The sequence below is a fragment of the Streptomyces sp. NPDC050418 genome (assembly GCF_044458745.1).
Lineage (GTDB): Bacteria > Actinomycetota > Actinomycetes > Streptomycetales > Streptomycetaceae > Streptomyces.
The window spans coordinates 110,056-127,561 of sequence record NZ_JBITIG010000007.1; the positions used below are offsets into that span (position 1 = coordinate 110,056).

16 protein-coding genes, 1 tRNA gene and 1 pseudogene are annotated in these 17,506 nt (G+C 71.8%); 9 read left to right on the top strand and 9 right to left on the bottom strand.

Annotated elements, in window-relative coordinates:
• Nucleotides 1-3: 3 nt before the first annotated feature.
• Complete coding sequence (locus ACIBI4_RS18230; protein ID WP_399204926.1) at nucleotides 4-1,176, bottom strand: DUF2786 domain-containing protein; 1,173 nt, start codon at nucleotides 1,174-1,176, stop codon at nucleotides 4-6.
• Entirely contained in the window at nucleotides 1,173-1,646 is a 474-nt protein-coding gene (locus ACIBI4_RS18235; protein ID WP_399204927.1) for a winged helix-turn-helix transcriptional regulator, read from the bottom strand. The genes ACIBI4_RS18230 and ACIBI4_RS18235 overlap by 4 nt, the downstream gene beginning before the upstream one ends.
• 47 nt (nucleotides 1,647-1,693) lie before the next feature.
• On the opposite strand from ACIBI4_RS18235, the gene ACIBI4_RS18240 reads away from it, so the two are divergent.
• Complete coding sequence (locus ACIBI4_RS18240) at nucleotides 1,694-2,524, top strand: NAD(P)H-binding protein (RefSeq protein ID WP_399204928.1); 831 nt, start codon at nucleotides 1,694-1,696, stop codon at nucleotides 2,522-2,524.
• Nucleotides 2,525-2,549: 25 nt separating this feature from the next.
• Here ACIBI4_RS18240 and ACIBI4_RS18245 read toward each other — a convergent pair whose 3' ends face one another.
• Nucleotides 2,550-3,389 (bottom strand): nitrilase-related carbon-nitrogen hydrolase, encoded by an 840-nt coding sequence (locus tag ACIBI4_RS18245; protein ID WP_399204929.1) that lies wholly within the window; start codon nucleotides 3,387-3,389, stop codon nucleotides 2,550-2,552.
• 164 nt (nucleotides 3,390-3,553) lie between these two features.
• Between ACIBI4_RS18245 and ACIBI4_RS18250 the strand changes: the two genes are divergently transcribed.
• Nucleotides 3,554-5,245 carry a bifunctional 3'-5' exonuclease/DNA polymerase gene (locus ACIBI4_RS18250; protein ID WP_399204930.1) on the top strand — a complete coding sequence of 564 codons (1,692 nt, stop codon included), beginning with the start codon at nucleotides 3,554-3,556 and terminating at the stop codon, nucleotides 5,243-5,245.
• A gap of 21 nt (nucleotides 5,246-5,266) precedes the next feature.
• Here the strand turns inward: ACIBI4_RS18250 and ACIBI4_RS18255 are convergent, their stop codons facing one another.
• Nucleotides 5,267-6,622, bottom strand: a complete 1,356-nt coding sequence (locus ACIBI4_RS18255; protein ID WP_399204931.1) for a hypothetical protein — start codon at nucleotides 6,620-6,622, stop codon at nucleotides 5,267-5,269.
• Between the two features lie 112 nt (nucleotides 6,623-6,734).
• Nucleotides 6,735-7,250: pseudogene (locus ACIBI4_RS18260) on the bottom strand (SigE family RNA polymerase sigma factor); the annotation flags it as partial.
• Between the two features lie 115 nt (nucleotides 7,251-7,365).
• On the opposite strand from ACIBI4_RS18260, the gene ACIBI4_RS18265 reads away from it, so the two are divergent.
• The 4 genes from ACIBI4_RS18265 to ACIBI4_RS18280 all read left to right on the top strand — a co-directional run bounded on the left by ACIBI4_RS18265 (nucleotide 7,366) and on the right by ACIBI4_RS18280 (nucleotide 10,287).
• On the top strand, nucleotides 7,366-8,184 hold the full coding sequence (locus ACIBI4_RS18265) for a hypothetical protein (protein ID WP_399204932.1): 819 nt from the start codon (nucleotides 7,366-7,368) through the stop codon (nucleotides 8,182-8,184).
• On the top strand, nucleotides 8,129-9,364 hold the full coding sequence (locus ACIBI4_RS18270) for a hypothetical protein (protein ID WP_399204933.1): 1,236 nt from the start codon (nucleotides 8,129-8,131) through the stop codon (nucleotides 9,362-9,364). The genes ACIBI4_RS18265 and ACIBI4_RS18270 overlap by 56 nt, the downstream gene beginning before the upstream one ends.
• 162 nt (nucleotides 9,365-9,526) lie before the next feature.
• Nucleotides 9,527-9,600, top strand: a tRNA-Thr gene (locus tag ACIBI4_RS18275).
• A 168-nt stretch (nucleotides 9,601-9,768) separates the two neighbouring features.
• The gene (locus tag ACIBI4_RS18280; RefSeq protein WP_399204934.1) at nucleotides 9,769-10,287 is read left to right on the top strand and encodes a pyridoxamine 5'-phosphate oxidase family protein; all 519 of its coding nucleotides are present in this window, start codon (nucleotides 9,769-9,771) and stop codon (nucleotides 10,285-10,287) included.
• An 88-nt stretch (nucleotides 10,288-10,375) separates the two neighbouring features.
• On the opposite strand, the gene ACIBI4_RS18285 is transcribed toward ACIBI4_RS18280, so the two are convergent.
• Entirely contained in the window at nucleotides 10,376-11,107 is a 732-nt protein-coding gene (locus tag ACIBI4_RS18285) for an SgcJ/EcaC family oxidoreductase (protein WP_399204935.1), read from the bottom strand.
• Between the two features lie 92 nt (nucleotides 11,108-11,199).
• Between ACIBI4_RS18285 and ACIBI4_RS18290 the strand changes: the two genes are divergently transcribed.
• The gene (locus tag ACIBI4_RS18290; protein ID WP_399204936.1) at nucleotides 11,200-11,649 is read left to right on the top strand and encodes a MarR family winged helix-turn-helix transcriptional regulator; all 450 of its coding nucleotides are present in this window, start codon (nucleotides 11,200-11,202) and stop codon (nucleotides 11,647-11,649) included.
• A 15-nt stretch (nucleotides 11,650-11,664) separates the two neighbouring features.
• Here ACIBI4_RS18290 and ACIBI4_RS18295 read toward each other — a convergent pair whose 3' ends face one another.
• Both ACIBI4_RS18295 and ACIBI4_RS18300 read right to left on the bottom strand, forming a co-directional pair.
• The gene (locus tag ACIBI4_RS18295) at nucleotides 11,665-13,716 is read right to left on the bottom strand and encodes an ABC1 kinase family protein (RefSeq protein WP_399204937.1); all 2,052 of its coding nucleotides are present in this window, start codon (nucleotides 13,714-13,716) and stop codon (nucleotides 11,665-11,667) included.
• 171 nt (nucleotides 13,717-13,887) lie between these two features.
• Nucleotides 13,888-14,757: an MHYT domain-containing protein gene (locus ACIBI4_RS18300; protein WP_399204938.1), complete on the bottom strand. Its 870-nt coding sequence runs from the start codon at nucleotides 14,755-14,757 to the stop codon at nucleotides 13,888-13,890.
• A gap of 123 nt (nucleotides 14,758-14,880) precedes the next feature.
• On the opposite strand from ACIBI4_RS18300, the gene ACIBI4_RS18305 reads away from it, so the two are divergent.
• Together ACIBI4_RS18305 and ACIBI4_RS18310 are read left to right on the top strand one after the other, a co-directional pair.
• Complete coding sequence (locus ACIBI4_RS18305) at nucleotides 14,881-15,321, top strand: VOC family protein (RefSeq protein ID WP_399204939.1); 441 nt, start codon at nucleotides 14,881-14,883, stop codon at nucleotides 15,319-15,321.
• Nucleotides 15,322-15,389: 68 nt separating this feature from the next.
• Nucleotides 15,390-15,785 carry a DUF3224 domain-containing protein gene (locus ACIBI4_RS18310; protein ID WP_399204940.1) on the top strand — a complete coding sequence of 132 codons (396 nt, stop codon included), beginning with the start codon at nucleotides 15,390-15,392 and terminating at the stop codon, nucleotides 15,783-15,785.
• An 82-nt stretch (nucleotides 15,786-15,867) separates the two neighbouring features.
• Here ACIBI4_RS18310 and ACIBI4_RS18315 read toward each other — a convergent pair whose 3' ends face one another.
• Complete coding sequence (locus ACIBI4_RS18315) at nucleotides 15,868-17,499, bottom strand: hypothetical protein (protein ID WP_399204941.1); 1,632 nt, start codon at nucleotides 17,497-17,499, stop codon at nucleotides 15,868-15,870.
• Nucleotides 17,500-17,506: the final 7 nt, after the last annotated feature.

The following is a 17,506-nucleotide window of genomic DNA, read 5'->3' on the forward strand; positions in this document are numbered from 1 at the left end:
GCCTTAAGGGCGCTTGTCCTCAAACGCCGGACGGGCTGCGGTTGCCGGATGGGCCGAGGTGGCCGGACGGGCTGCGTGTGCCCGGTCCGCCGCGGCGCGGCCCTGTTCCCACCCCGCCGCGTCGTCCACACCGCGTACCCGCGTGCGCTGCGTCGACGGGAACATCGCGTCCGCCGCCCCCGTCACCGCGACGTCGCGGGCCGCCAGGACCGGCAGGAGCGAGGTGTCCTCGGCGGCGACCTGGCCGGAGGCCTCGGCGAGACGTTCGCCGGCCCGGTGCGCGTAGGCCATCAGGAACGACTGCCGGAAGGTCTTCGTCCGCTTGCGGCCGCCCGAGCGCTGGGCGGCCTCCGCCGTGGTCATCGCCGCCGTGCCCTGCACCAGGAGCGAGGTGTAGAGCAGCTCGGCCAGCTCCAGGTCCGGTGCGAAACCGACCACCGTCGAGAAGCCGAAGGACTCGTTCCACACCGCACGGCAGTGGTTCGCGGTGGCCACGGCGTCCAGCAGGATCGCCTTCGCCGTCTCGTACGGGGCATCGACCCCGATCCGGCACGCGACCGGAGTCTCTGCGGAGTGCTCGCGGTGCGCGAGCAGCGCCTCGTCGATGCTGTGCCGGGCCATCAGCTCCTGGGCCTTGGCGCTGAGCGCCTCCGCCTCCTCGGGGAAGTCGGTCGCCTCGGCCTTGGCGAGCAGGGCGCGGATCCGGGTCAGCATGCGCGGTTCGTGCGCGGTCACCGGCGGCAGATGGGCCGGGGCGCCCGGGACCGGGCCCACCGGTTCGATCGCCGGGAGCCGCAGCAGCAGCCGGAACAGTTCGAGCAGTGCGGTGGCCTGCAGGAACCGGTCCGCGGGCGCGCCCCGTGCGGGCAGCTCCGCGAGCTGCGCGTCCCAGCGGGCCGGCAGCCCGGACTCGTACCGCCGTGTCTCGTCGAGGATCAGCCCGGCCGCCAGCCGCGCGTGCTCCTCGGACAGCTCGCGCCGCACCATCCGTACGACATCGGCGGGCTGCCACCCGCGCTGCCAGGCCCGCGTGACGAACTCCGTGCCGCGCGCCCGCGCCTCCCGTACATGCGCGAGATCGGCCGCGAGGACGGCGGCGCCCGTGTCGAGCGAGGCGTCGTCGGACGCGTAGAGGGCGGCCTCGAAGGCGCGGGCCACCGGGTCGGGGTGGCTCACGGGTGGCTCTCGTCGTAGGCGCGGCGGGCGTCGGCGATGGCGGGGCGGTGGGCCACCGACCAGTCGGACAGGGACTTGAGGAGGTGGCTCATGGAGCGGCCCATGGCGGTCAGTTCGTACTCGACCTGCGGCGGGACCGTCGGATACACGGTCCGCTTCAGCAGGCCGTCGCGCTCCAGGCGGCGCACGGTCAGGGTGAGCATGCGCTGCGAGACGTCGCCGTGGATGCGGCGCTGGAGCTCCTTGAACCGGAGCGTTCCCGCGGTGAGTTCGACCAGGACGTACACCGACCACTTGTCGCCGAGCCGGTCGAGGACATCCCGCACCCCGCACTCGTCCTGCGGCGTCTCACAGACGATCACCGGGTCGCCGTCCTCGGTGACGTGCGCGCCCTCGGTGACCTGCACGTCCTCGGTGACCTGCACGTCCTCGGTGACCTGCACGGTTACATGGGTGTGCCCTGGTGACATGAAAGTGCCTCCTTACGCGGCCGGCCGACCCTCGCCACGATAAGTCCATGCTTCTGATCACCGGCGCCACGGGCGCTCTCGGCCGTCTCGTCACCTCGTCCCCGCTGCTCGCGGACCGCACCGACGTCGTCGTCGGCACCCGCAACCCGGGCCCCGGACAGCGGCGGATCGACTTCGACGATCCCTCCTCCCTCGACCTCACCTCCGTCCACACCCTGTTGATGATCTCGGCGGGCGCCGCCGAGGACGACGTGGTGACCGCCCGGCACGAGGCCGTCATCTCCGCCGCCGAGAAGGCGGGCGTGCGCCACCTCGTCTACACGAGCCTCAGCGGCGACGGCGACCACCTCACGTACGCCCTGGCCCACCGCTGGACCGAACGCCGCCTGCGCTCCTCGTCCCTCGGCTGGACGGTGCTGCGCAACGGCCTCTACGCGGAGTTCCTCGCCGCCGTCGCCGCACCCGGCCCTGACGGCACGATCGCGGCACCGCTGGGCGAGGGGAAGCTCGCGGCGGTGGCCCGCGAGGACCTGGCGGAGGCGGCGGTACGGGTCGCGCTGACCGCCGGGGAGCACGTGGGGCGGACGTACGAGCTGGTGGGCGAGGTCCCGCTCGGCGGCGCCGAACTGGCGGCCGCGGTGGGCGGCTCGTACGAACCGGGCACCCTGGAGGCGACCCGCGCCGCGATCACCGAGGCCGGACAGGCTCTCCCGTTCCAGGTCCCGATGCTGCTCAGCACGTACTCGGCGATCCGGGGCGGCTTCCTCGACGGGAGCGGGGTGCGGGGCGGCTCGGGCGACCTGCGGACGCTGCTCGGGCGGGAGCCGCGCGTGGCGCTGGATGTGTACGCGCGGGCGGCGGCGGACCTGTCCGGCTAACTGTCGCCGGCCGGCCGTCCGTCGGTCAGCTGTCGCCGCCCTCGTCGATGAGGCGGCGCACCTCGCGTCCGACCATCCCGAGCCGGGCCTCCGCGACCAGCGGGACCGCGCGGCGCTGACGGCGGGCCTCGTGGACGTCGATGTCGACGGTGACGAGCCCCGGCTCCCACTTCGGTGCCTGCGCGACGACGGTGCCGCGCGGGTCGACCACCCGCGAGCCGCCCCAGAAGGTGGCGCCGTTCTCGTTGCCGACCCGGTTCACGAACACGACCCAGCACTGCAGCATCCGGGCCGTGTACGAGAGCAGCGTGTCCCAGTACAGACCGGTGTCCATGGCCTCCGGGTCGAGGCTCGCGGCGCTGTTCGTGGGCACGATGATGACCTCGGCCCCGTCCTGCACGGCCAGCCACGGCAGCACCGGCTGCCACGCGTCGTTGCAGACGAGCGTGGCCGCGCGGCCGATCCCGCGGGGCAGGTCGTAGGCGCGCATGTTCTGTCCGGGGCTGACGTGCTTGCGCTCCTCCCAGGCCAGGTAGTTCGGGAGATAGAGCTTGCGGTGCGCGTGCAGGAGGCTGCCCTCGGTGTAGTACGCCGAGGTGTTGTACGCGCGCAGGCTGGTGTGCTCGTGCATCCCGACCATGACGTCGGCCCCGAGCGTGCTCAGCTCGAGGACCCGCGGATCCTGCGCGGCGATGGACTCGTCCCGCTTGAGCCCGCCCAGGTGATAGCCGTGCAGGCTGAGCTCGGGAAACACGACGAGATTCGCCCCCTGTGCCACGGCCTGCTCGATCTGCTCCCGCGCGATGGCCAGGTTCTTCTCGACATCCCCGAGCTCACAGTCGGTCTGGGCGAGGGCCACGCGCATGGGGAGGGCTCCTTGGGGGCGGTTCCTGGATCACGCACGGAACGGATCACTCCGCTCCCGCTTCCGTACGGACAAATCCTCGCAGAGGTGACGGGGTGGCGCTTGTGGCGGCGGGAGCTCGGGGTGACCCTCGATTGTCAGACCCGCCTGCCACCATCGAAGCCATGACCCGGTGGGCCCTGCAGGCGACAGACGGCGGCGGCGCCCGCCTCGCCCCGCTGACCCCGGAGGGCCGCGCCGCCGGGGCCGTTCTGCACGAGCCCGATCTCGCCGAGGCGGTCCGCAGCCGTCCGGAGGTCACCCGCTGGGTCTGGCGCAGCACCTTCGGGATCTATCCGCGGCTGCTCGCCGCCGGTGTGCGGGTCGAGCGGTGTTACGACATCGAGGACGCCGAAGCGCTGCTGCTCGGCCACGAGGGTCGCCTCGGGGAGCCGCACTCCGCGGCCGCGGCCCTCGCCCGGCTGCGCAACGGGCCGGTGCCGCCCGACCCGCCGCAGCGCTCGGCCGAGCCCGGCTCGCAGTCCTCTCTGTTCGAGCCCGGCCCCGTCCCCGTATCCCTGGAAGAGCTGATCGAGGTGTACGCGGAGCAGCTCAGGCGGCATGACGCGGCCGAGCATCCCGGCCGGATGCGGCTGCTCACCGCGGCCGAGTCGGCGGGCATGCTGATCGCCTGCGAGATGAACCGGGCGGGGCTGCCGTGGAGCGCCGAGGTGCACCGCGAGGTGCTCACCGAACTGCTCGGCGAGCGCTACGCGGGCGGCGGCGAGCCACGGCGGCTCGCGGAGCTGGCGGACGAGGTGTCGACGGCGTTCGGCCGACGGGTGCGCCCGGATCTTCCGGCCGACGTGGTGAAGGCCTTCTCGCAGGCCGGACTGCGCGTGAAGTCGACCCGCCGCTGGGAGATCGAGTCCCTCGACCACCCGGCGGTCGCCCCGCTCATCGCGTACAAGAAGCTCTACCGGATCTGGGTCGCCCACGGCTGGTCCTGGCTGCAGGACTGGGTGCGCGAGGGCCGATTCCGCCCCGAGTACCTGCCGGGCGGCACGGTCACCGGCCGCTGGGTGACCAACGGCGGTGGCGCCCTGCAGATTCCGAAGGTCATCCGGCGCGCGGTCGTGGCGGACCCGGGCTGGAAACTCGTCGTCGCCGACGCCGACCAGATGGAGCCGCGGGTGCTCGCCGCGATCTCCCGCGACCCGGGCCTGATGGAGGTCGCGGGACGCCCCGGCGATCTCTACCAGGCCGTCTCCGACAAGGCCTTCTCCGGCGACCGCGACATGGCGAAGATCGCAGTGCTCGGCGCGGTCTACGGACAGACCTCCGGCGACGGCCTCAAGAACCTGGCCCTGCTCCGCCGCCGCTTCCCCCGCGCGGTCGCGTACGTGGACGAGGCGGCGCGCGCGGGCGAGGAGGGCCGTCTCGTACGGACCTGGCTGGGCCGCACCTGCCCGCCGGCCGCGGGCTCCGGCGACCAGGAGGAGGCGGGCATCCCGCAGGACGCCCCGGACCTCACCCCGGAGAGCGACGACGGCTGGGTCCCCGGATACGCCTCCACCGACTCCCGCGCCCGCGGCCGCTTCACCCGCAACTTCGTCGTCCAGGGCAGCGCGGCGGACTGGGCGCTGCTGATGATGGCGGCCCTGCGCCGGTCGATGTCCGCGGCCGGTCTCGCCGCCGAGCTGGTCTTCTTCCAGCACGACGAGGTGATCGTGCACTGCCCGGAAGCGGAGGCACCGGCGGTCGTCGAGGCGATCCGGGAGGCAGCCCGGACGGCCAACGAGATCGCGTTCGGCGAGACGCCGGTGCGGTTTCCGTTCACTACGGCGGTGGTGTCCTGCTACGCGGACGCGAAGTAGCCGCGCCCTACGCGCCGTTGCTCACCCCTGCGGCACCTCCGCCCACTTCTTGTCCGTGGCAAGGGACTTGAGCTGCTCCTGGCTGAGAGCAGGCTTCGCCCGGCTCGGGGCATCGCTCTGCCTGCCCGCGTTGAAGGCACTGACGACGACCCGCAGCCCGTCCATCCGTATGGTGTCGGCCGTCCACATCACACTGCCCTCGACGCCCTTGTCGCCCCCGCTCTCGCGCCCCTTGTAGAGGACACCGCCGGGCAGCTCCTCCGCCCCCGCGAACAGCTCGCCGCGCACGTCGTCCATCCCCGGCTGCACATTGATCTGCACGAGGCTCGCGCCCTTGCCGTCATCGACGACGACGTACGCGTACTCGCCTTCGCCTCCCTGCCCGATGACCTTCAGGCCCTTGGGCAGCAGCGCTATCAGCGTCGAGCGGACGGCCTGGGACTCTGCGGTGGGCGGGGCGTCACTGTCGGGGGCCTCGTCCTTGCCGGAGCCCTCCTTGGAGGAGTCCTCCTCGGAGGAGCCGCCGGCGGCCGGGGTGGTCGCGGCGCCGGGGTTCTTGGGCCGCTCGTCGAGCGGAGCCTCGAAGACCGGATCCCACTTGGCGGACCTGACGACCGCCGTCAACTGCCGGGTGGAGAGCGGTGGTTCCGCCCGCGTGACCGGCGAACCCGCCTCCGCACGCGAGTTGAACTCACCCGCGTCGATGACGCGCCCGTCCGGCCGGGCATACACGACCTGCCAGAACTTCGTGCCGCCCTTGTCGCTCCCGTGCTTGTAGCCCCTGTGGACCATGAGCCGCGAACCGTCCGCCTCCGTGCTGACCTCGCAGAAGTCGTACGGAACCCTCTGCCGGTCGGGACACGTGGTCATCACCTTCGCGTGCGCTAGCTCGGAAGGACCGAGCCGCGTGAACGCGATCTGCACCGCGGCCTTCCCCTTGCCGTCGTCGAAGGCGACCGCCGCATACGGTCCGGCCGCTTCGTCGTCCGTGCCGAGGCCGTTCTCCTCGCTGAACTTCCCCGCGGGCAGCAGCGACTTGAGCGTGGCGATCAGCTCTTCCCGGCTCACATGCCCGCCCGCCGCCGCACCCCCCTCCCTGGCCTTGGGGCTCTCCGTGGCGGCCCCGTCCATGGGCCCTTTCGTGCTCGCCACCGGCGCCGCGGACTCCCCCCGCTCCCCGCCCATCGCGGGCAGCACCACCGCGCTCGTGACCCCAAGCGCCACGACCGTGACGGCCCCGCCGAACACCGCGGCCCGCCGCCTGCGCGCCATCCGCCGGCCACGCGCGTGCCCGGCCTCGATCAGCACCGTCTGATCCGTGCTGAACCCCTCGCCGGCCCGCCGCAGCGCCTCGCCCAGCTCATCCTCGTACGACATCCGCATCCCCTCGAAACTCCCCGCACCGCGCCTGCTGCCCTTGCTTCTCTTGCGGCCTTCGCTGTCCTTGCTGTCCTTGTTGTCCTTGCTGCGGGCGGTCCCCACACCGCCCGTACTCGCCGAACTCCTCGATCCCGCCCCCGCCGAGCACCTCCCGCAGCCGCGCGAGCGCACGCACCGAGCGGGTGCGCACCGCGGAGGAGCTGACGTGCATCACATCCGCGGTGTCCTCGATGGACCGGTCCTCCCAGTACCGCAGCACCACCACGGCCCGGTCCTTCGCGGACAACTGCCGCAGCGCGTCCAGCAGCGTCAGCCGCAGCACCGCGTCCGCCTCCGGACGCCCCGGTGCGTCCGGCAGCTCGGCCGCCGGCCGCTCACCGCTGCTGCGCCGCCGCGCGTGCGCGAGATAGCTGCGCACGAGAACGGTCTGCGCATACCCCGCCGGGTTGCCGACCCGCGCTATCCGCCCCCACACCAGATACATCCGGCCCAGGGTCTCCTGGACCAGATCCTCCGCGAGATGCGTATCCCCGCCGGTCAGCAGACAGGCCGACCGATACAACTGCCGCGATCTGGCCCTCGCGAACTCGAGATACGCCTGTTCCCACTCCCCCGCCCGCCGCATGCTCTCCCCGTCCCGCTGTGACGTCCCTACTTATGTGATGCAGCGGCGCCGGGAAATGTTTCAGCGAGATGCCTCGGCGCATCGAAGGGCCATGGGACTCCGGCAGGATGGCCACATGCCCGATACCTCCATAGGCTCCGCGCAGCCCGCCGCCACCTTCAACGAGAACCTGATCTCCGCCGCCCTGAACGGTTTCATCGAAGGCGCCGGGAACTGGCGCCCCGGCACACTCGCCGGATTCACCGAGGTCGGCGCCTACCTCACCGGGCAGGGCACGGAGGTCCCCGTCCGGTGGCGGGGCTGGAACTGGCATCAATTCATCGGCGGCATCGGGGCGGTGGCGCTGCACGCCACCGCCTTCCATGTGCCCGACGACCTGCGCGCGGTCCAACTGGCCACGCTGGACGTCTGGTCCGCGACGCCCTTCGCCGATCCGGGGGCACGGGCCCGGATGCGTACGGGCACCATCGTGCTCGCCGACAAGGACACCTATGCCGCGCGGGACGCACACGGTGCCGTGTTCTCGCCGCACGGGCTCGGGGCTGGCCAGGAGGCGCAGCGCTTCATCGAACTGCGCACCGGCGAGGCCGAACCGCCCTCACCCGGACGGATCCTGACCGCCGAGCCCGTGCGCGGCGAGCTGGGAGACCCCGCAGCGGCTGCGGCGGCTCGTCCACCTCGTACGGGAGAAGGGCCCCGCGCCCTGGGACCGTACGGCGGCCGCGCGCCTGGCCGAGGCGACGGGCCTGAGCCGGGCCGGCGCGGCGCTGCTGCTCGCCGGGCTGCCCGGTGTGGCGTACGGATACCGAAGCCTGAGCGCCGAGGCACGCAAGACGATGGGCCTGAAGCAGGCGGAAGCGGCCGCAGGAGAACGGGAGTTGGCATCCCTTCGCGTGCCCGACCGCCTCGCCCTGCTGGCCGACGTACTGCCTGACGACCCCGAGCAGTTGTGGCAGGAGGGTGGCCAACTCGCCCTCGCCGAACGGATCGCGCAGGCTTGGCAGGAACAGCAGGGCGTGCGTCCCGCCATCCCGGAGGCGACGCTCGCCGTGGCCGCCGAGCACAACGACGTACGGATGGCCCCGGCCGCCCTCTGCGCGGTCCTCGCCGACCCCGCCCGCGAGCCGCGCCTCACCCACACACCCGACACCCGGCTGCGGATCAACAGCATCAGCCACGGCGGCTGGGAGGGCGACGAGGGCTACCGGTTCAGGGAGCTGCTGGTCGTGCTCTGCGACGCCATCGACTGGGTCTACGCGGATCTCCCGGAAGGAGATCCCGTACGAGGAGGGGTCCCCGAAGCCGTACAACTGCTGCGGGAACGCCTGGCCGACCCGCAGCTGCTGCTCGCGGCCCGCGGGCGCAGCCTGCGCGGCCGCGACGTGGCGGGTCTCCTGGACACCTGCCCCGGCGCCGGCCCCTACCTGGACGCCTTCGAGCCGCTGGAGCACCCCACGCTCGACGACGGTCTGGTCGTGATCTCCGAGGCCGGGTACGACCGGCGCGGAGAGCGCGAGGCACCCTGCGTGCACTTCCGGCCGGCCCGGTACGGAGCGGACGCGCGCTCGCAGCGCCTGGAGAGCGTGATCGACACGGAGGGCTCACACCTGGCGCAGGTCCGCTGGCTGCGCGGCCCCGAGTGCGAGCGGATCGTACGGCGCATCGCGGACGGGTCGCTGCCGCCCGGCGGCTACGAGTCCGACCCGCGGCTGTCCGCCCCGGACGTGGTCGAGGAGGCGGCCACCACGACCGGCCTCGACGAGCACGCCGCGACCCTCTACCTCCAGCTGCTCGCCCTCCCCGTACCCACCGACCGCCGCATCCGCCGCTACAACCGCTGGACCCCCGCCCACCACAAGACGGTGACGGCCACCCTCGTCGAGGCGGGCCTCGTGACCGCCGACCGCAGGGCCAGGGCCGGGCGCGGGGTCTTCCTGCCCGGCGACTGGGCACGCGGTGACACCTTCCGCCCGCCGATGGAGACGTGGAAGGCACGGTTGCTGGGCGTCCAGGTCATCGGCGACCGGACGTACTCGGTACCGGTCGCCGGTCCGCTGCCCGAGTTGTTCGCCCGGGCGTGGCGGGGGCGGCCGACGGGATCCGCCTCCCCTTGACACCCCTCCCGTCCGGGGCCGGGCCTACAGCCCTGCCCCGGACGGGGTCAGGCCCTGGTCGGAGGCACCCGGATTAACCCTGTAGACTTGGCGTCGCTGCTGATGCGAACCTCTTCCCACGGGGAGAGGTTCTCGTACGACCTCGTACACATCACCCGCGGTGCCGCCTTAGCTCAGATGGCCAGAGCAACGCACTCGTAATGCGTAGGTCTCGGGTTCGAATCCCGAAGGCGGCTCAGTTGAAACCCCAGGTCACATCACCCGTGACCTGGGGTTTTTGCATGTCCGGGCGCACCCGCGGAGCATCGAACCCCCAGCGCCGACCGTGACCCGCACAGAGCAACCTCACCGCCGCTTCATCAATGACGACAGAAGATGGCGGGTTTACCGCCGACGATCGACGTATGCGCGAAACCTCAGAAGAACTCGACAAGCTCCAGGCCCTCCTCGACTCCTCCCTCTCCGGCTCGACCGCACACCTCCGCTCGATCGTCGAGGGCCGCACCATCTCGGCGGCGCAGCTCACCGGGGTCCTCACCGGCATGTGCACGCTCGCCCTCTCCACCGTGACCGCGAAGGGCGAACCGCGGATCAGCGGCGCCGACGGGCACTTCCTGCACGGCCGGTGGTACTTCGGCACGGCGCGCAACGCCGCCAAGGCCCGTCACCTCGCGGCCCGTCCGGCCGCCAGCGTCGCGCACATGCGCGGCGAGGATCTCGGCGTGTTCACCCACGGCACGGTGGAGGAGATGAACCCCGTGGACGCCGAGCCGACGGCCGACTGGGAGGAACTCCTCGCCTACTTGAAGGACTTCTACGGCGACGACAGCTTCGACTGGAACCGCGAGGTCGTGTACTACCGGCTGAACCCGCACTGGATGACCGTCTACGCTCCCGACCTCGACAAGCTCGGCGGCGCGTGATGTCGGACCTCGTCGGCGAGGGCCTGCATCCGCGTACGTGAGTACGTCAGCACCGTCTGCGTCAGGCGGGATGTGCAGTGTGGGCGCGCTACTTCTCCGCAGCCGGCTTGCTCTCCGGGTCGAAGATGAACGAGAAGCGCTCCATCACATTGCTGCGCTCCGTGTTGTGGAACGCGGCGATCCGCCAGGCTCCGTCGGCGTCGCCGCTGCCGCTGCCACTGCCGCTGCCACTGCCACTGCCGCGGACCAGGGTGAACGTCGTGATCTTCGTCAGGTCGTCCGTGTCCGGCTTGTCGCCGGTGTAATCCGCGCCGCGGCTCGTGAGGACGGCGACGTCCTTGGTGAGGAAGCGCATGTCGAGGTAGCGGGCGGCGAGTTTGCTGTCCTTGAGGAAGCCGTTGAAGAGCGCGCGGTGGCTCTCGGTGATGTCGGCGCGGCCCTCGTAGTGGCTTCCGATGTACGTGGTGTACGTGCCGTCCTCGGTGAACTGGCGGCCGTACGCCTCCGCGTCCCCGCGTTCCCACGCGTCGGCGAGCGCGTCGAGGGTGCCGCAGACGGCCTCGCCGTCGCGGCGGTCGGCGTCGGCGGGGATGACCTCGCCGCAGGTTTCGGCGCCGACGCGCTGGACGTCGGAGGTGGCGTCGAGCCAGAAGTAGCCGCCGGCGGCTACGACCGCGAGGCCGAGCACGGTGGCGCCCAGTGCCCGCTTGAGGGTGCGGCGGCGGTTCCGCGGGCGCGGCTGGGTGGGGGCGGGCCCATCCGCGGAGGTGGCGGGCTCCTCGCCGGAGGTCGCGTTCTCGCTGGTCACGGTGCTGGTCATGGCCGTACCCTTCCCATAGAATCTTCTCCAGAGAGCTTTCTTCGTCGAAGAAGTCTCTTCCTTAGAGAAGAGACTAGGGAGTGGGTGAGGCAGTGTCAACGCCGGCCGAGGCATCGCGTATCTATCGCCGGTATCTGAGCGCGGTGATGGTGCACGGGCACGCAAGCGCCAAGTCATGCGGACTGGGCGCCACCGACCTGTACGCGCTCAACACCCTGGAGCTGACCGGCCCTCTGACACCCGGCGAGCTCGGCGCTCGCACCGGGCTGACCACCGGGCCCACCACCCGGCTGATCGACCGGCTCGAACAGGCCGGCTACGTCCGCCGTGCCGCCGACCCCACCGACCGCCGCAAGGTGATCGTCGAGCCCGTCGGCCAGCCCGCCGACCTCGACGAGGTGATGGCTCCCGCCCGCGAGGAGATCGCCCGGATCCTCCGCGGCTACAGCCCTGACAAGCTGAACATCCTGTTCGACTACTTCAACCGGGCGGCGGACGCGTACGAGCGCACGGCGGAGCAGGTGCGTACAGCGCGGACCTAGTGCCCGCCGGCCGCATCAGGGTGCCGCCCCGCCCCCGGCCCGCCGGAACCCCCCGACCAACACCTTCAACATCATGATCACGCTCAGCACGAGCAGGTTGTAGCCGAAGACCTCGTAGAGGCGGAGTTCGTCCGAGACGCGGGGACCGCCCGTGCTCGACAGGAGGACGACCGACATGAGGCCGGTGGTCGCGGCCAGGACCGCCGTGAGGGCCTGGTGGAGGAGGGTGGAGAGGACGCGCTGGTCCGCGGGGTGGGCGAACATGCGGGTGTTGACGGTGAAGGCGCCGCGTTCCAGGTCCGCCGTGATGCGGTCCACGCGGCGCGGGATGCGGCGCAGGAGCGGGAGCAGGGAGACGAGTTCGTCGCGGGCGACCTCGCGCAGGGAGTCCGGGCGCAGTTGGGCGGTGATCTCGCGGTCGGCGAAGGCGCGGGACTCGTTGACGATGTTGAAGCCCGGCGCGAGATGGGCGAGCGTGCCCTCCAGAGTGGCCAACGCACGGAAGACCGCGGCCACTTCGGCCGGGACGGCGACGCCGTGCGCGGAGACGATGCGGAAGAGGTCCGTGAACATCTCGACGTCGGGCGTCAGGCCCGGGCCGAGGTGGCGGGCCATGAAGCGGCCGAGGGAGCGTTCGAGGGCCTCGCCGTCCACCGCGTCCGAGCGGTCCATGATCTCGATGAACGCGTCGCGGACGCCCGCGGGGTCGCGCTGGTCGATGCCGACGAGGAGGCGCTGCAGCGAGCCCTGGAGCAGGGTGTCCAGGCGGCCGACCGAGCCGAAGTCGATCAGGGCGAGGGTGTCGTCGGGCAGCAGGAGGATGTTGCCGGGGTGCGGGTCGGCGTGGAAGACGCCGTCGACCATGATCTGGCGGAGCAGGGTCTCCAGGAGCGTACGGGCAAGGGCCTCGCGGTCGGTGCCGCGGTCGGCCAGGACCTTGTCGGCGCTGCCCAGGGGGATGCCGTCGAGTGCCTCCATCACCAGGACGCGGGTCGTCGTCAGTTCCGTGTGCACCTGCGGGAGCCGGACCGGCGAGTGGCCGGCGCCGGCGGCGGCGATCGTGGCGAGGTTGCGGGCCTCGATGCGGAAGTCGAGCTCCTCGCGGAGCGAGTCCGCGAAGCCCTCGGCCAGGTCGGCGGCGCCGATGCTGCGGGCCCAGGCGAAGCGGCGCTCCAACGTGCGGGCCACCCGCCGCACGATGTCGAGGTCGCGGTCGACGATGCGGACGATCCCGGGGCGCTGCACCTTCACCACGACCGGGCCCCCGTCGGGCAGGGTCGCCCGGTGGACCTGTGCGATGGAGGCGGCTGCGAGCGGGGTGGGGTCGAAGTCCGCGAAGAACTCCTCGGGGGCCGCGCCGAGTTCGGTGCGCAGCTGCTCACGGACCTGGTCCGCCGGGGAGGGCGGGACCTCGTTCTGCAGCTTGCTCAGCTCGTCGATGAACTCGGGCGGCAGCAAGTCGCGCCGCGTGGAGAGCAGTTGGCCGAGCTTCACGAAGGTGACGCCGCTCTCCTCCAGCGTACGGCGCAGGGCGGCGGCGAAGGCGGCGTTGCGTTCGGGGCCGTTGCGGCTGGGGCGGTCGGCGGCGAAGCGGGGCAGTCCGGATCGGGTGGAGATGGTGCTGACCTGGGCGTAGCGGCGTGCGCGCAGGAGGCGGCCGTAGAGCTCCTTGGCCAGACCGACCGGGCCGACGCCGTGCGGGACGAAGGCTTCGAGGAGGAGCAGGAACAGCATGGTGAGGGCGAGCGTGACACCCCAGAAGACGGTCGCCAGCGACCACTCGTCGCCCTGCCCCATGGTCCGTCCCACGGTGGAACCGCTGATGGTGATGGCCACGAGGATGCAGAACGCGACCCGGAACACCCCGGACCGCAGGTTCAGCAGCCGCCGGGCGAGCAGCGCCGGGACGAAGGTGAAGAGGAACCCCAGGACGAAGGAGGGGACCATGAACCCGGTGTCCGGTGGGCCGGCCGCAATGGGGTGGGTGAGCAGGTCGGGCAGGGCTGACAGCGTGTGCGCGGCGTTGGCGTCGGACAAGGCGGACGCGGCGAACAGGGCGGGGCTCATCGATCCATCGAACGCGAGGAGATCAGCACGGCAGCCGCCGACACGCTGCAGGGCACCGCTTGCGTACCGCCCCGCCTGACACCTGTGATCATGGCTCCACCCCACTAGTTGACATGTGTCTACTAGTGGCACCGTACGGGCAACCCGGCGCTCAGCGCCACCAGTTGGGGGTCAGCCGACCCGCACCCGTTCCCGCTCACGCCCCTGCTCCCGCTCCCGCTCCCGCTCCCGCCCGCCACTCTGCGACGCGAGCGACGGAAGGTCCACGGACAGGCGGCGCGGGGCAGTGGCCCCGTGCGCGTCCGGGGCGGAGATCATCAGGGGGTCGATCATGACGACCGCTCCCGCGAGGGCGAGGAAGGCGAGAGGGCCGATGAGCATCGGGACGAGCATGTCGAAGGAGGACGTGCCGTACGCCGAGATGTCGGCCGTGGAGTGGATGTGGACCTTGACCGCCGCCATGCCCGTGTAGTGCATGCCCGTCACCGCGACGCCCATGATGAGGGCCGCACCCAGGCTCCACAGCAGGCCCTTGACCTGGACCGACGCCCACAGCGCGGCCGTCGCCGCCACGACGGCGATCAGGGCGGAGAGGGCGACCGTGCCCGTGTCGTAGCGGAGCGAGGCGCCGTCCATCCGCATCGCGGCCATGCCCATGTAGTGCATCGTCGCCACGCCGAGGCCGGTGATGACGCCTCCGGTCAGGAGCGCAAAGACGGTCGCCTTGCGGTAGCCGACGATGAAGACGCCGATGCTCACCATCACGATCGCAACGGCCAGACTGCCGTACGTCATCGGCCAGTTGTAGCCGACCGGGACCTCCTGGACACTGAAGCCCAGCATCGCGATGAAGTGCATGCTCCAGATCCCGGAGCCGATGGCGCCGGCGCCCAGCGCCAGCCAGCCGGGGCGCAGCGATTTCGTGAACAAGAGGGAGCGTGTGGTGCAGCGGAGCCCTAGGGCGCTGCCGAAACACGCCATGATGTAACCGGCGACGGGAGTCACCGCCCCATAGCTGAACCCGTCGATCGTGCCGTTCATGTGGGGGGTGGCGCCTTCCTGTTCCTGCGTGGTCGGCGACTCACGCTACCGGCGGGTAATTTGCAGACGATCACAGGTCGAGCACAAGTTGGCCACATTCACGGAGGACCGGAGGAGCGTCGGATGGCTGTTCAGCGGATGGACAACGTCGGCATCGTCGTCGAGGACATGGAGGCCGCCATCGCGTACTTCGAGGAGCTCGGGATGGAGCTGGAGGGCCGGATGGAAATGTCCGGGCCCGTGGCCGACCAGTGCACCGGGCTCGACGGCGTGCGCTGTGACATCGCGATGGTGCGGACGCCGGACGGGCAGGGCCGGCTCGAGCTGTCGAAGTACCACGAGCCCGCCGTGATCACCGAGGGCCCGCGCAACAAGCCGCACAACATCCTCGGCACGCATCGCGTCATGTTCGCCGTCGACGACCTCCATGACACCGTGGCCCGCCTCGCACCGCACGGCGGTGAGGTGATCGGCGAGATCGCGCGGTACGAGGACAGCTATCTGCTCTGTTACGTACGGGGCCCTGAGGGCGTCATCGTCGGCCTCGCCCAGTCGCTGGGCTGAGCCACCGCGCCCGGACGGATCCGGTGGCCCGGCTGCGTCCGGGTGGCGAGCGATCTAACCTGCTCGGCATGAGTGATCAACTGCGCACCGTCGAGGCCAAGTTCGAGATCGTCGACATGAAGGAGGACGTGTACGAGGAGCCCGGTGACGGACCCAAGCGGACCCGGGTCGTCCTGCGGAAGCGGTACGACGGCGTGATCGTCGGGGACGGGGTGGCCGAGGTGCTGACCGTGCAGGGCGGCGCCGGCGGTGGATACGTCGCGTCGGAACGGATCACCGGGACGCTCGACGGCCGTGCGGGAACGTTCGTGATCCTGCACAGCGGGCTCGCGGACGGTGCGGTCCAGAGCAGCGAGGGCAAGATCGTGCCCGGCTCGGGGACGGGCGCGCTCGCGGGGATCTCCGGGCAGGCGTACGAGCGGGAGTTCCAGGTCCTGACGCTCGTGTACGGGCACGAGGAGTGAGCGCTCCCGGGAGACCGTAGCGGCAGCCGGCCGGAGACGGGGACGGCTGCCGCCGCGGTCGCGGAGGCGTGGGGCTCGCGGGTCAGACTGCCGCGTGCTCGCCGGACTTCGGGGTGTTGGGGGAGGGTGGGCTGTCCGGGTCGGGGGCGGGCTCAGGGTTCGGTTCGGTGTCCGGCTCGGGCTTGGTGTCAGCGACAGGCTCGGGTTCGGCGGCGGGCTCGGGCTCGGTCTCCGCCTCCGCGTCCGCCTCGGTCTCCGGCGTCATGTCCTGCTCGGCGTCCGGCTCCTCAGCCGACGACACCTCCGGTGTCGCCGCTTCAGCCGCAGCCTCGGGCTCAGGCTCGGCGCCCTCCGCCTCCGTCTTCGCCAGGGAAACCTTCTCCGACTCGGGCGCGGAGTCGGGCTCGCCCTCAGGCTCGGGCTCCACCACGGGCGCGGACGCCGACTCGTTCGCCGCCTCCTCCGGCTCCGTCCCCTCCCCCGGCTCCGTCTCCTTTGCGGCCCCCGCAGCCCCTGCAGCCCCCGCCGCCTCACTCGCCCCGGCCTCACCACTCACAGCGGCAGCCACCGGACCGACCGGACTCACAGGCCCACCCAGCCCACCAGGCCCAACCGGCTCACCGTTCACCCCCGGATCAACCCCCCGCAGCCCGACCCGTACCGCGAGCGTCGCCACGAGGCCGGCCAGGAAGCCGAAGGTCAGTGCCGCCGGGAGGCGTTCGCCGAGCGCGGCCGAGAGGTTGAGCCACACGCCGTCCTCGCCGCGGCCCAGCTGCGTGAGCGCCCGGACCAGCTGCGAGACGAGCAGACCGAGCACGGTCGCGCCGATCGCACCGACCGTCATCGCCACCAGCGTGGCGCGAGTCAGCAGCCCGGGCAGGATCCGCAGCACCCACCACACCACCGCGAGCAGCGCCACGTCCGCGAGCCGCAGCAGCAGCCAGGTGCCGATGTCGCCGTCGCCGGGCGCCGCCCACAGGCCGAGCAGCAGCAGACGGCGCAGCAGCTCGCCGGCCTCCGCCTCCGCGCCGCGCTCCTGGATCTCGATGACGACCTTGTCGTACGAGAGGCCGACGACGGAGACCGCGACGACCAGCGTGCCGAGCGCGGCGGCCCAGCGGGCGGCCCGGGCGGGCACGACGTTCTGCGCGACCGGCCGCTGCGCGGCGATGGCGCCGATGACCACGGTGACCAGGGCGACGGCGATGCCCGCGACGATGACGATCTGCAGACCGTTCCCGATCGAGCCCGCCAGCTGCGGCAGGAAGCGGTAACTCCCGTTGCCGTACGAGGCGATCAGCCAGGGCGCCGAGGCCGCGGAGGCGAACACACCGGCCACCGCGCACCAGGCCCACACCAGGAAGTACGACGCCCAGAACCGGCGCCCGTCCGCCGGCGGCAGCCTGCGCATCAGGACCAGGGCACCCACGACGAACGCGGCGAACACCGCGCCGTACCGGATCTGCATACCGGTCTCGTACAGGCCGCGGTAGCGCTCGGCGTCCGAGGTCGCACCGTACTGTCCGATGCGCTCGGGCACTTCGTACGCCCACGGCGCGAGCCATTCCTGCAGCCGCGCCATGCCGCGGGGGCCGAACAGTTCGGTACCGCCGGGCAGATGGAGCGCCTGCGCGCTCGCCCCCGCCCACCACAACAGCGCCGCCAGGACGAGCCCTCCGGTCAGCGCCGGAACCACCGCACGTCTGTACGTCACAACAACC

Bases quoted from the DNA above. Each gene is read 5' to 3' on its own strand.
- ACIBI4_RS18235 (WP_399204927.1), bottom strand. From the start codon at position 1,646: ATGTCACCAGGGCACACCCATGTAACCGTGCAGGTCACCGAGGACGTG.
- ACIBI4_RS18240 (WP_399204928.1), top strand. From the start codon at position 1,694: ATGCTTCTGATCACCGGCGCCACGGGCGCTCTCGGCCGTCTCGTCACC.
- ACIBI4_RS18245 (WP_399204929.1), bottom strand. From the start codon at position 3,389: ATGCGCGTGGCCCTCGCCCAGACCGACTGTGAGCTCGGGGATGTCGAG.
- ACIBI4_RS18250 (WP_399204930.1), top strand. From the start codon at position 3,554: ATGACCCGGTGGGCCCTGCAGGCGACAGACGGCGGCGGCGCCCGCCTC.
- ACIBI4_RS18255 (WP_399204931.1), bottom strand. From the start codon at position 6,622: ATGTCGTACGAGGATGAGCTGGGCGAGGCGCTGCGGCGGGCCGGCGAG.
- ACIBI4_RS18265 (WP_399204932.1), top strand. From the start codon at position 7,366: ATGCCCGATACCTCCATAGGCTCCGCGCAGCCCGCCGCCACCTTCAAC.
- ACIBI4_RS18280 (WP_399204934.1), top strand. From the start codon at position 9,769: ATGCGCGAAACCTCAGAAGAACTCGACAAGCTCCAGGCCCTCCTCGAC.
- ACIBI4_RS18285 (WP_399204935.1), bottom strand. From the start codon at position 11,107: ATGACCAGCACCGTGACCAGCGAGAACGCGACCTCCGGCGAGGAGCCC.
- ACIBI4_RS18295 (WP_399204937.1), bottom strand. From the start codon at position 13,716: ATGAGCCCCGCCCTGTTCGCCGCGTCCGCCTTGTCCGACGCCAACGCC.
- ACIBI4_RS18300 (WP_399204938.1), bottom strand. From the start codon at position 14,757: ATGAACGGCACGATCGACGGGTTCAGCTATGGGGCGGTGACTCCCGTC.
- ACIBI4_RS18305 (WP_399204939.1), top strand. From the start codon at position 14,881: ATGGCTGTTCAGCGGATGGACAACGTCGGCATCGTCGTCGAGGACATG.
- ACIBI4_RS18310 (WP_399204940.1), top strand. From the start codon at position 15,390: ATGAGTGATCAACTGCGCACCGTCGAGGCCAAGTTCGAGATCGTCGAC.